The 12,906-nt window shown below is 29.7% G+C and carries 12 protein-coding genes and 1 tRNA gene; 3 read left to right on the forward strand and 10 right to left on the reverse strand.

The features are described from left to right. Window positions 1-27: 27 nt before the first annotated feature. Complete coding sequence (locus AB2B44_RS05595; RefSeq protein ID WP_369048589.1) at window positions 28-2,778, forward strand: PD-(D/E)XK nuclease family protein; 2,751 nt, start codon at window positions 28-30, stop codon at window positions 2,776-2,778. 11 nt (window positions 2,779-2,789) lie between these two features. Here AB2B44_RS05595 and AB2B44_RS05600 read toward each other — a convergent pair. The 7 genes from AB2B44_RS05600 to AB2B44_RS05630 form a co-directional block, all read right to left on the reverse strand. Next, window positions 2,790-2,863: transfer RNA gene (locus tag AB2B44_RS05600), tRNA-Ala, on the reverse strand. A gap of 9 nt (window positions 2,864-2,872) precedes the next feature. Next, a complete protein-coding gene (locus AB2B44_RS05605) occupies window positions 2,873-3,667 on the reverse strand; it encodes a universal stress protein (RefSeq protein ID WP_369048590.1) in 795 nt (264 codons plus the stop codon). Between the two features lie 379 nt (window positions 3,668-4,046). After that, window positions 4,047-4,319 (reverse strand): hypothetical protein, encoded by a 273-nt coding sequence (locus AB2B44_RS05610; protein WP_369048591.1) that lies wholly within the window; start codon window positions 4,317-4,319, stop codon window positions 4,047-4,049. Window position 4,320: 1 nt separating this feature from the next. Next, entirely contained in the window at window positions 4,321-4,596 is a 276-nt protein-coding gene (locus AB2B44_RS05615; RefSeq protein WP_369048592.1) for an ATP-dependent Clp protease adaptor ClpS, read from the reverse strand. Between the two features lie 23 nt (window positions 4,597-4,619). After that, complete coding sequence (gene prmA / locus AB2B44_RS05620; RefSeq protein WP_369048760.1) at window positions 4,620-5,456, reverse strand: 50S ribosomal protein L11 methyltransferase; 837 nt, start codon at window positions 5,454-5,456, stop codon at window positions 4,620-4,622. Between the two features lie 128 nt (window positions 5,457-5,584). Continuing rightward, window positions 5,585-6,340 carry a triose-phosphate isomerase gene (gene tpiA, locus AB2B44_RS05625; protein ID WP_369048593.1) on the reverse strand — a complete coding sequence of 252 codons (756 nt, stop codon included), beginning with the start codon at window positions 6,338-6,340 and terminating at the stop codon, window positions 5,585-5,587. 106 nt (window positions 6,341-6,446) lie between these two features. Beyond that, a complete protein-coding gene (locus AB2B44_RS05630; protein WP_369048594.1) occupies window positions 6,447-6,953 on the reverse strand; it encodes a thioredoxin-like domain-containing protein in 507 nt (168 codons plus the stop codon). Window positions 6,954-7,134: 181 nt separating this feature from the next. On the opposite strand from AB2B44_RS05630, the gene pyrF reads away from it, so the two are divergent. Next, a complete protein-coding gene (pyrF, locus tag AB2B44_RS05635; RefSeq protein WP_369048595.1) occupies window positions 7,135-7,953 on the forward strand; it encodes an orotidine-5'-phosphate decarboxylase in 819 nt (272 codons plus the stop codon). Between the two features lie 95 nt (window positions 7,954-8,048). Here the strand turns inward: pyrF and AB2B44_RS05640 are convergent, their stop codons facing one another. Then, a complete protein-coding gene (locus AB2B44_RS05640) occupies window positions 8,049-9,056 on the reverse strand; it encodes a DUF6588 family protein (protein ID WP_369048596.1) in 1,008 nt (335 codons plus the stop codon). A 47-nt stretch (window positions 9,057-9,103) separates the two neighbouring features. Further along, window positions 9,104-9,682 carry a hypothetical protein gene (locus AB2B44_RS05645; RefSeq protein ID WP_369048597.1) on the reverse strand — a complete coding sequence of 193 codons (579 nt, stop codon included), beginning with the start codon at window positions 9,680-9,682 and terminating at the stop codon, window positions 9,104-9,106. Window positions 9,683-9,951: 269 nt separating this feature from the next. Here AB2B44_RS05645 and mdh point away from each other — a divergent pair, with 269 nt between their 5' ends. Further along, the gene (gene mdh, locus AB2B44_RS05650; protein WP_369048598.1) at window positions 9,952-10,878 is read left to right on the forward strand and encodes a malate dehydrogenase; all 927 of its coding nucleotides are present in this window, start codon (window positions 9,952-9,954) and stop codon (window positions 10,876-10,878) included. Window positions 10,879-10,984: 106 nt separating this feature from the next. Here the strand turns inward: mdh and AB2B44_RS05655 are convergent, their stop codons facing one another. Beyond that, window positions 10,985-12,661 (reverse strand): formate--tetrahydrofolate ligase, encoded by a 1,677-nt coding sequence (locus AB2B44_RS05655; protein WP_369048599.1) that lies wholly within the window; start codon window positions 12,659-12,661, stop codon window positions 10,985-10,987. Window positions 12,662-12,906 lie beyond the last annotated feature (245 nt).

Raw genomic sequence — 12,906 nt, forward strand, 5'->3', positions numbered from 1 at the left:
TTTTTAAGTAATTTTTTTATTTTAATAATGCAAACTTTTATTTCAGAAACAGTAACAACCATTTTACAAACCACAAAATCGTTTAGAGATGTTGTTTTCGTGCTTCCTTCACAAAGAGCCAATATATTTGTAAAACAAGCATTTAAAGATAAAATTTCTACAGGGTTTCTTCCTGAAATTTTAAACATTGAAGAACTTATTGCTTTAATTTCTGAACTAAAAAAAACAGACGCTACGGAGTTATTATTTTATTTTTATGGTATTTATAAAGAGTTAGCGGATAATCCAGACTCGTTTGAAGTGTTTTCTTCTTGGGCTTATACCGCTATTCAAGATTTTAACGAAATTGACCAAAATTTAATATCTCCTAAAGATATATTTGTGTATTTACGCGATATTCATCGACTACGAAAATGGTCAGTAAAAGGCGAATTTAAAGAAACTCAACTAATAAAAGATCACTTTTCATTTATCGAAAAATTACACCATTTTTACGAAGCTTTTTATCTGTTTTTAGTTAAAAATAAGATAGGTTATCAAGGTATTTTGTATCGTGAAGCTACAGAAAAAGTGGCAACTTTTATCAATAACAATAAACACAAAAAATACATTTTTATAGGGTTTAACGCTTTAAATAAAGCAGAAGAATTTTTATTTCAACAATTTTTACTTGAAAAAAACACTGAAATTTATTGGGATATTGATGTTGCTTTTTTAGAAAGCAACCACGAAGCAGGAAGCTTTTTAAGAAAGTATAAAACCCAATGGAAGTACTACCAAAAAAACCCCATTAAGATTGTTAAAAATCACTTTTCTGAAAAAAAAAACATAACCCTTATTGGTGCCCCAAAAAACAATACGCAAATAAAACATGTAGGAGAAATTTTAAAAACCTTTACCAACTACAACAACACGGCATTAGTATTAGCTGACGAGGCACTTTTACCGATTACTTTAAATTCGCTACCTCAAAATGTAAACGCCGTAAACATTACCATGGGGTATCCGTTAAAAGACATACCAACTACAAGTTTAATGTTTGCCTTTTTTCAGTTATTTATTAATCAAAAAAAATTACAAAAAAACACGCTTTTTTATTATAAAGATGTTATTGGTTTTATAAAAAACAGTTCGATATATCAACTTTTTCAAATGAATACTGAAATCAATATTGCTGATGTAATTTTAAACACTATTACAAAAGAAAACAACACATTTATAAGCCAACAAAAAATAGTTGAAATTCTTTCGCCACTTAATCAAGATATAAAAAAAGTTATTCAGTCTATTTTTAATCCATTTACCTCAATCGATGATTTTTTACAACGAATTATTGAATTGATTAATGTGTTAAAAGAAAAAGCTAATCCGCTTGAAAAAGAATATTTATTCCGTTTTTATACCGTATTTACGCAACTACAAAATTTAGATAGTCAATTTAATTATATACAAGATTTAAAAACATTATATCTTTTTTTTAGACAATTAATTATATCTGAAAACCTATCATTTCAAGGCGAACCCTTACAAGGGCTACAAATAATGGGAATGTTAGAAACACGTTTATTAGATTTTGAAAATGTAATTATTACCTCTGTAAATGAAGGGGTTTTACCTGCAAATAAACAAAGAAATAGTTTTATTCCTTTTGATGTAAAAATAGCATTTGAATTACCTACCTATAAAGAAAAAGATGCTTTGTTTTCGTATCATTTTTTTAGATTATTACAACGTGCTAAAAACATTTACATTTTATACAATACAGAAAATGATGCATTTGGTAGTGGCGAAAAAAGTAGGTTTTTAGCCCAGTTAGCAATGATGCGAAATGATGTAGTTGAAAAAATTATTAGTCCAAAAGTAATAGCTGCACCCATTGAATTAAAAATAATAAAAAAAGACAGCAAGGTTATTAAACGACTAGAAGAAATTGCTAAAAAAGGAATATCACCCTCTGCATTAACCAGTTACTTATACAATCCTATTGCTTTTTACAAACAAAAAATATTAAAAATAAATGAATTAGAAGATGTCGAAGAAACCATAGCCGCCAATACTATGGGTACAGTAATACATGATACTTTAGATGAACTATACCAACCCTATATAGGCAAGTTTTTAGCTGTAAATGATATTGAACAAATGCTCAACAAAACAAAAGAGCTAGTTTCTTTTTATTTTTTAAAACACTTTAAAAGTGGCGACATAACTACAGGTAAAAATCGATTAATCTTTGAAGTTGCTAACCGTTTTATTATCAATTTTTTATCAAAAGAAAAAAAAATATTACAAAACGAAAATAACGAACTAAAAATAATAGCAACAGAACAAGAATTAACATCAGAAATTAAAATTGAAGGCATTCCTTTTCCTATTAAACTTAAGGGTATTGTTGATCGTATTGATGAGTTAAATGGAGTTACTCGAATTATTGATTATAAAACTGGAATGGTAGAAGCCACAAACCTTAAAGTAACCGATTTTAAAACAATTCGAGAAATAAAATATCACAAAGCTATTCAGGTATTATTGTATGTTTATTTATATACCAAACAAAAAGAAATTTGTTTAGATGAGCCTATAACTGCAGGAATTTTTTCGTTTAAAAATTTAAAAAGTGGTTTTTTAGCTATTAATTTCTCTGCAAATTACCGCTCACCTGACTATAAAATTACCCAAGAACACTTAGATGAATTTATAGTAGAAATAAAAAAGATGATACTCGAAATTTACAATCCAGAAGTAGATTTTGTAGAACCTAAAGAATTACCTTACTAAAATTAAGAAAGTGGAGCATATCGGATTCGAACCGATGACCTTTTGACTGCCAGTCAAACACTCTAGCCAACTGAGCTAATGCCCCATTTTATACTTATAATTTTTCGCTTAATATCAATAGCGGAACTGAACAATAAAATTCTTTTTTAAGAATGGTATTTTTTTCCCAAAGTTTTTTAAAAAAACCTCTCTTTCGTCTAAAAACACAAAGCATATCAGGATTTTGCAAATGAATATTTTCTAACACACCCTGAAAAGTAGTAGGGCTTTCAACAACAATCAACTCATTTTTTATAGACGCTAACTGAGCATCTAATACCAAATCTTTAGGTTTGTAATTTGGGGTTTTTACTAATAATAAGTTCGTTGTAGCTTTAAAAGTTGATAAAATAATTTTTAAAGGATTTAGCACATCCTCTCTATTTATAACTCCTGATTTAAATGCAGTTAAAACTTTTTTTATCGGAGAAAAAACATATTCTTCTGGCACAACCAGCATTGGTATTTCTGTTTGCTTTACTATACTGCCAGAGGTACTTCCTAAAAAAACTTCTTCTTTAATTGAATTACTTCTAGGCCCCATTACAATTAAATCAATTCCTAGTTCTCTATCTATACTAACAATACTACTCAACACATCACCCTTAGCCGCTATCATATTAACCTCTACATCTTTTTTATCAACACTATTAATAATCGTACGCAAATACAAATTTGTTTCACGCTGCATGGTTTTATCTACGTTTACAAATGCACCTGCCTTTGTATGTATATTATAAGCCCTAAATAAAAACACTTTTGCTTGCATTACCTTTGCAAAATCTATGGCATACTGCACCGTGTTTTTAGCGTTTTGAGATGAACCTATGGGAACCAAAATGTGTTTCATGAAAAATATTTTTTATGGTGTGTATAAAAATTATTTAGCTACAAAGATACTATATAATTCTATAAAACATGACAGTTATTACTGTTAGTTAACTAAAAAATAGATTATAACAAAGAAACATTAATATTATATAAACTAGAAATGTTTACCTCAAATAAAAAGACCTTAAACTTGCGCTTAAGATCTTTTTGTCTAACCAAACTTAGTATAAAAACTAACTACTACTAACTTTTATGAAAAAAAACTTTTTACTAATTTTTGTAAGCTTTTTTATTTTTACCTACACTTATTTGACACTGTTTTTTTTAAAAGTCACATAATGTCAAAAAAAAAATATTTATTTTTTTATCTATACTAAATGGCTTGTTTAAAAGTATTTTTACCAAATATACTTTTTCAGTATAATTCGATGTTCAGAGATAGATTTATCATAATTAGCTACCAATAATTCTAGCGTTTCTGGTGGTGTACAGCCAATCGATTTTTTAGAAGAATATCTAGACAAATACAAATTATAAATTGTATTTTCTTTTTCAAAAATTAAAAAATGAGTATCGTTTAAGGTCGAATAACAAATAAGATTTTCGGAAAATGTATTGGATTTATCTGGAAAAAATTTTGAAAAATCATAATATTTTAAAATACTCTCCATACTAAACCAACTCTGCAGACAGCCCTAATTGTAGTAATTTAGAGCAACGGGGTTCTAAATCTTTATACTCGCCTGTTTTAACAGTACATTTACCTTTGTAATGCACTAAAATAGTACATTGCTCTGCTTGTTCAAGGGTATGGTCGCACACATCTATCAAAGAATCAATCACAAAATCAAACGTATTTACATCATCATTGTGTAAAACAATTTCATGCTGAGGCGTTTCTTTTTCAAGTATATCAACTTCTTCTTGTATCTTTTCTTTTGTGCTCATGTTGCTAATTTAAAAAAGATTTTTTAATTTTTCACATATTTTACAGCCACCCAGTTATTTTTTTCAATAACCCTTTTTAATTGTAACTCGTTTTTCAAGGCTTCTTTATCAATAATTGGAATGTCGTCTTTGTAAAATCCACTCAAGAGTAAAACCCCTTTTGAAGATAAACATTTTGTATATTTATTAATATCTGCTAACAAAATATTTCGATTAATATTGGCAATAACAATATCGTATTTTTTATTCGTTAACAATTCAGCATCGCCCTCATACACTTTAATACGACTACAATTATTGCGCTGTACATTTTCTAACGAATTTAAATAACACCAATTATCAATATCAATTGCGTCAACAGAATCTGCACCTTTTAACTCTGAAAAAATAGCCAAAATACCTGTACCACACCCCATATCTAACACTTTTTTATCTTTTACATCTAACTGTAATAAATGTTGAACCATCATAAAAGTAGTTTCGTGATGTCCTGTGCCGAAACTCATTTTGGGTTCAATAACAATATCATAAGGTAAATTTGGGTTTTCGTGAAACGGAGCTCTAATACTTACCAAATCATCAACCTGTATGGGATTAAAATTCTTTTCCCACTCGGCATTCCAATTGGTTTGTGCTACTTCTTTTTGATTAAATTTTATTTGAAATTCGTCTGAATTTAAAATAAAAATATCATTTAAAATTGTCGGATTCCAATCGCTTTTTTGAATATAAGCAGTCACCCCTTCTTCATTTTCAACAAAACTTTCAAACCCCACCTCTCCTAACTCTGCAATTAATATTTCTGTTGCTGGTTCTTTAGGCGAAACAGTGAAGTTATATTCAATATAAATGCTATCCATACTAATCATACAGCCCTATTTGGCTTACTTTTTACTAATAAATAATCTTATAAATTTATTTTGTAACAACGAGCAATTTTTATGCCTTTTGTTAGAATATTGATTTTTTTATTAAAATAGCTTGTTAACTAGCTTTTTATAATTGCGGTAAAATCATCAGCTTGTAACGAAGCTCCACCAATTAAACCACCATCTACATCGGGTTTTGAAAAAATTTCTTTTGCATTGGCTGGCTTAACGCTTCCTCCATATAAAATAGACATATTGTCTGCTACCTTATTATTGTATTGTTTTACTAGTAAACTTCTAATAAAAGCATGCATTTCTTGCGCTTGTTCTGGAGTTGCTGTTTCACCCGTACCTATTGCCCAAACAGGTTCGTAAGCTAAAATAATATTACTAAACTCTTCTGCTGGCAAATGAAATAATCCGTTTTTTAATTGGTTTTCTACAACCTCAAAATGAGTATTCGATTTTCTATCGTTTAATAACTCACCAAAACAAAAAATAACTTCTAATTCATTTTTTAATGCAGCTGTTACTTTTTCAGCAAGAATTTGATCGGTTTCATTAAAATAAGTGCGTCTTTCTGAATGTCCTAAAATTACTGTTTTTACGCCTACGCTTTGTAACATTTTAGCTGAAACTTCACCGGTATACGCTCCACTTTCAGCTTGATGCATATTTTGTGCAGCTACTTCTATTTTTGATTTTTTAGCTTTTTTAACAGCTAAGGGTAAATTAACAAATGTTGGCGCTATTATTACTCTAGTGTTTACTAGGTCGAGAGATTTTATATTTTTTTTAATGTCTTTTACTAACGATTTTGTTGCGTCTTTATCGTTATTCATTTTCCAGTTACCGGCAACTATTTGAGTTCTCATAAAATATTGTTTTTTCTATAATTAATGCTTAATACTTAAAATTTTTATTAAGGGTGTAAATTTAACTATTGAAAAAATAAACTTACCATTAAATTAAAAATACTTACTAAAACGATGTATTTTGTTTTAAAGCTTCTGAAATTTTATCATCTAAAGCGTTGGTTGCATTAAATACAGTAATGTTTCCTTGTTCATCTACTACTAAATAGCGAGGAATCCAATTTAGATGTAAAAAACTTACAAAATCTCCTTTTTTCATTCCTTTTGGCAAATTATAATGCTCTCCTTGAATATTATATTGCTGAATTCTTTTTTTCCAAGCTTCACTATCTTCATCAACAGACATAAACAAAAAGACTACTTCAGGAAATTGTTTTTGCAATTTTGCTACCTTAGGCAAGCCTCCTATACAATCTGAACACCAAGATGCCCAAACATCTATCAATACTTTTTTTCCTTTGTATTGATTAATCACTTCTTCAAATGTGGTTTTATTATTTGTTAAAGTAACAACGGTATCGTGTAATGCTTTATCAGAAAATTGCGTAGCATCTTTAAAACCACAACCTACTAATAATAAAGCTATTACTAATAAAAAACTATTTTTTCTCACATGAATAAATTTAAGTTAACTTTTTACTATTAATTATTTTCAACTGTAACACGTCAAAAAAACAAAATAATTTTATTTTTTTATGAAACATTACAAAACAACAAATTAATTAATCATTTCAATGCAAAGATAAAAGATAGTACTAAAATATATATCTTTGCGCTACTTATTATCCATAATAATGATCACAACTCAACTCGTTAAAGAAATTAATAAAAAACAATCGTTTTTATGCATTGGTTTAGATGTAGATTTAGCTAAAATACCCGCTTATTTACTAGACGAAGAAGACCCTATTTTTAGTTTTAATAAAGCAATTATAGATGCCACTCACCATTTGTGTGTTGCTTATAAACCTAATATTGCTTTTTATGAAGCCTACGGAATTAAAGGTTGGGAGTCGTTAAAAAAAACAATTAATTACTTAAACGATAAACACCCTGAAATTTTTACAATTGCCGATGCTAAACGTGGTGATATTGGCAATACTTCAACCATGTATGCTAACGCTTTTTTTAACAATTTAGCTTTTGATTCGGTAACAGTAGCCCCATATATGGGAAAAGATTCGGTAGAGCCTTTTTTAGCTTTTGAAAATAAACATACCATTTTGTTAGCATTAACTTCAAACCAAGGTGCTTTTGATTTTCAAACAAAAAAAATTGACGATAAAGAGTTGTATAAACAAGTTATTGAAACGTCTAAATCTTGGAAAAACGCACACAATTTAATGTATGTTGTAGGTGCTACAAAGGCAGAATATTTAGCTGCTATTAGACAAATTATACCCGATAGTTTTTTATTAGTTCCTGGAGTTGGAGCACAAGGAGGCAGTTTAGAAGAAGTATGTAAATATGGCTTAAATAAACAAGTTGGGTTACTTATAAATTCTTCTCGTGGAATTATCTACGCTTCTAACGAAACCGATTTTGCAGAAGCTGCTGCTAAAAAAGCAGAAGCGTTACAAAAGCAAATGAAAAAAATTTTAGCTAAATTTTAAACAAAAAAAAAGGGTTTAACCGATTAAGTCAAACCCTCTATAATTTTAATTTAGACCCTTTTTAAAAATCGTGTCAAAATTTATTAATCTCTATTTTATCTAAGGTTAAACCCTGCTCTAACAGTAAAAACATCATACTGTTGCACAGCGTATTCTGCCGCAATATTAATGAAAAGCAGATTAATATTTAAACCTAAATTAGCTTTTATAGGACTTCCTTTATAACCTAATTTTATAGGGTCTACATACGTTTTATTAGATGAAGATGTGGTATAAGTACCTAACACATTTACATCAGTATTATAAGAAGTTAGCCCTAAACCACTATAGAAAGTAAAAATAGAAAGCTTCTTAGAGGCTAACACTTGAAACATAAATGTTTTTGTATTAAACTCTAATGCTTGTGTTGGCTCGTTACTTGGGTCTAAAAAGAATTTAGATCTTATATCATTCCATGCTGCTATTACCGATACATCAATAGGTAATTTTTTTACAAAAGGAATCCATTGTTTAATATCGTGCTTAACACCAATACCAAAAACAGAAAAGTTATAATCTTCAGTTTTTTGTTCTGGCACAAATCTTAGAATCAAATCTGTTTTTTTTAATAAACCCACTCCTACTTGTACCATTGGAGAAGGTACAACATTATACCCTATTTCTTCTTTTAATCCAGAACCAGGTAATGCAGAAGTAGAAACCGTATTTCCATCGCTATCGGTAAACTTTAACATTGGTCTGTCCTCTAATTTTTGAGAACCAAATAGTGTTGGTAATTCAGCACTAGAAATACTAGCATCATCTAATTTTATATTTGTATAATCTGCATTATTAAAAGTAAATTTTTCAGCTGAAGAAGGTACAAATGCAGCATTTGCTATAACAGCTATATCAAAACCTAAAGTTTTGTGCGCTTTTGCAGTAGTATACCAACCACCATTAATACCGTTTCCAAACCCTCTAGGGAATGGCTCAATATATCCTTTTAACAATGTTTGTGCGTCAGACGCGCCTCCTTCTAAAATTGATGAGATATCTATTTGCTGTGCAAATGTAAAAAAGCTTGTAAGTAAAAAACTAAGTACGATTAATTGTTTTTTCATTGTGTTTTTATATTGTTTTTTTATAATATTCCCTTATGTCTTTGTAATTATATGCTTGTTATAGCTTTTATTTCTGTATTAACTTTAATTTTAAATTCATTATCTCTAACCTTTGCATTTGTAAAGCTATACTCAAGTGTTATTTTACCATTTTTTATTAATTTTTTAGCTTCAATTGGCGTAATAGCAAGCTTAACTACTGGCGCAACTTTTGAAGCATTGTTGTTATCGGCATCAACATTTGTCCCTAAATCTACGTTACCTTCATAAATTACCTTTTCTTCATTATTACCCATAATAGTAATTTTTATATCTCCCGTTAAAGGATCTGAAATATAAGAATCTCCATCAATACCAGTTGTTTTTGGGTCGTATCCTTCAAGTTGTAGAGTTAACCCTATAATTGATAGAGAACTAATAGCACTAACATTATCAATATTGTCATTTAAATTAACATCTGCCGAAATCAAAACATCGGGTGCTTCAGAACCATTTTGAGATGGTGTTGCAACATTTAGATCAAAGTCAAAATTAGATTTTACTTCAAATTCTACATTATCTGTACAACTGTACGATAATAAAAGTAAAAAAATAAAGGATGCTGTTTTTAGAATAATTTTTTTCATTATTTATTATTTTGTTAAAATGTTATTAAATATTTAGGCAAATGTAATAAAAATTATAGAAGTCGTTAAAATCATATAATCGGATTTACTTATTTAATTTATTTAACTTATTTAAATCAAATAAATTAATAATCAATTATTTAAAAAAACAAACAACACCGTTTTTTAGTAATAATCTGTTTTTTTTAATTTATCTTAATTACTAGTTTTGGATTATTTATACTACTTTTGCAAGACATTTTTTTTCAAACAAAAAACATAATTTAAAAATGAAAGTAACAGTCGTTGGCGCAGGTGCCGTAGGCGCAAGTTGTGCAGAATATATTGCTATAAAAAATTTCGCCTCAGAAGTTGTAATTTTAGATATTAAAGATGGTTTTGCTGAAGGTAAAGCAATGGATTTAATGCAAACCGCTTCATTAAATGGTTTTGATACAAAAATAGTTGGAACCACGAATGATTATAGCAAAACTGCAAATTCAAATATTTGTGTAATTACTTCAGGTATTGCCCGTAAACCTGGCATGTCACGTGATGAATTATTAGGTATTAATGCAGGTATTGTTAAATCAGTTGCTACTAGTTTAATAGCGCAATCACCTAATACCATTATCATTGTAGTATCAAACCCAATGGATACTATGACCTACTTGGTACATAAAGCTACTGGATTACCTAAAAACAGAATTATTGGTATGGGTGGCGCATTAGATTCTGCTCGTTTTAAGTATCGTTTAGCAGAAGCTTTAGAGGCTCCAATTTCGGATGTTGATGGTATGGTTATTGGCGGTCACTCTGATAAAGGAATGGTGCCTTTAACACGTTTAGCTACTCGCAATTCTGTTCCAGTATCTGAGTTTTTATCTGAAAAACGCATAGAACAAGTAAAAGAAGACACTAAAGTGGGTGGTGCAACCTTAACAGGTTTATTAGGCACATCAGCTTGGTATGCTCCAGGGGCTGCTGTTTCTGGATTAGTACAAGCAATTGCTTGTGACCAGCAAAAAATATACCCTTGTTCGGCTCTTTTAAATGGCGAATATGGATTGACTGACTTATGTATTGGTGTTCCTGTTGTTTTAGGAAAAAATGGAATAGAAAAAATCGTTGAAATTAACCTAAGCGATAGTGAAAAAGAACATTTAGCAACCTCTGCTGAAGCTGTTAAAAAGAATAATGCAGCTTTAAGTTTTTAAAACTGAATTAACCATAAAAAAACTGCCTAAGAATAGCTGTTCTTAGGCAGTTTTTTTATAGTCTTTTCCCTGTAATTTAATAATATCCTAGGATATTATCTAGTACTTAAGACAATCCAGAAATTACCCCATTACTATCAATATTCATCGATTCTGAAGCGGGTTGAGAGGGCAATCCTGGCATTCGCATCATTTTTCCTAAAATTGGTATAATAAATTCTGCACCAGCAGCAATAGCTATTTCTCGTACCGTAACCGTAAAATTTTCAGGTCTTCCTATTAATTTAGCATTATCAGAAAATGATTTTTGAGTTTTTGCCATACAAATTGCAAAATTGTTAAATCCTAATTTATCTATACGGCGTAAATCTAATTTAGCCCTATTATCAAAATCTACGGAAGAAGCACCATAAATTTCTTTAGCAATTTTTTCAATTTTTTCAACAACAGGGGTTTCCCAATTATATAAAGGTTTAAAAAGTGTTGCTTTATTTTCAACTACATCTACAACAGCTTTGGCTAAATCAGTCATACCTGCTCCTCCTTTAGCCCATCCTTCAGCTAAAACTGCGTGTACCCCCAATTGCTCACAAGCTGTTTTTACAAAATTAACTTCTTGATTTGTGTCAGAAGAAAATGCATTTATAGCAACCACAGGTTCTATGTTAAATTTTCGAATATTTTCAATGTGTTTTTCTAAATTTTTAAATCCTAATTTAACGGCCTGTATGTTGGGCGTATTATAATCTTTTTCCAACACGCCTCCATGATGTCGCAAGGCTCTAATAGTAGCTACCAACACCACACATTTTGGATTTAATTTTGCGTATTGTGATTTTATATTTAAAAATTTTTCGGCACCCAAATCAGCTCCAAACCCTGCTTCTGTAACCACATAATTTGACAAAGACAAGCCCATTTTAGTAGCAATAATGGTATTGGTACCTTGAGCAATATTGGCAAAAGGACCTCCATGTATAATAGCCGGATTTTCTTCTAGCGTTTGCACTAAATTAGGTTTTATTGCATCTTTTAGCAAAATAGCCATAGCGTCTTGCGCCTTTAAATCTCTGGCAAAAATGGGGTTTCTATCAAATGTAAAACCGATAAAAATATTACCTAAGCGTTTTTTTAAATTATCAAACGAAGTTGCCATACATAAAATTGCCATTACTTCAGATGCTGGCGTAATGTTAAAACCATCCTCTCTCGGAATTCCGTTTGCAGTACCTCCTAAACCGATAGTAATTTGACGTAACGAACGATCATTCATGTCAATTACTCGTTTCCATAAAATGGTTCTTGGGTCTATATTTAGGTTGTTAATTTTGTTTTGTAAATTATTATCTATTAACGCAGCTAATAAGTTATTAGCTTTTTCTACCGCATTAAAATCGCCTGTAAAATGTAAATTGATATCTTCCATTGGCACTACTTGCGAATATCCTCCGCCGGCAGCACCACCTTTAATACCAAAAACAGGACCCAAAGAAGGCTCTCTTAATACAACTGTGGCTTGTTTTCCAATTTTATTTAACCCCTCGGTTAATCCTATTGAAACAGTTGTTTTTCCTTCCCCCGCAGGAGTAGGTGTTAAGGCTGTTACTAAAATTAAATTATTTTGTGCTATCTTTTCTTCATCTATTAAATGTAATGGTAACTTCGCTTTATACTTGCCATACATTTCAATTTCTTTTTCATCAACATTTAACTTAGCTGCTACACGTTTTATGTGCAGCATTTTTTTTGATTGTGCTATTTCAATATCTGATTTATAATCCATATTATCTATAAACTATTTTTATGTGAATTTTATAAGGCAGATTACACTAAAATCAGATTAAGTATAAATTAAAAAGACCAGAGAAAACTCCTTAAATTCCTACGGTTAGTAACGATTGGTAAATATATCAATTTTAACAGGTATTTAGCGAAAGTTTTAAAAGCATTTTTAACCTTTTACAATTGTTTATATAATTTATTGGGTAATCATAATTGAAATACTATATTTGCACGTTTTTATTACAG

The organism is Tenacibaculum sp. UWU-22 (assembly GCF_041021355.1).
Classification (GTDB): domain Bacteria; phylum Bacteroidota; class Bacteroidia; order Flavobacteriales; family Flavobacteriaceae; genus Polaribacter.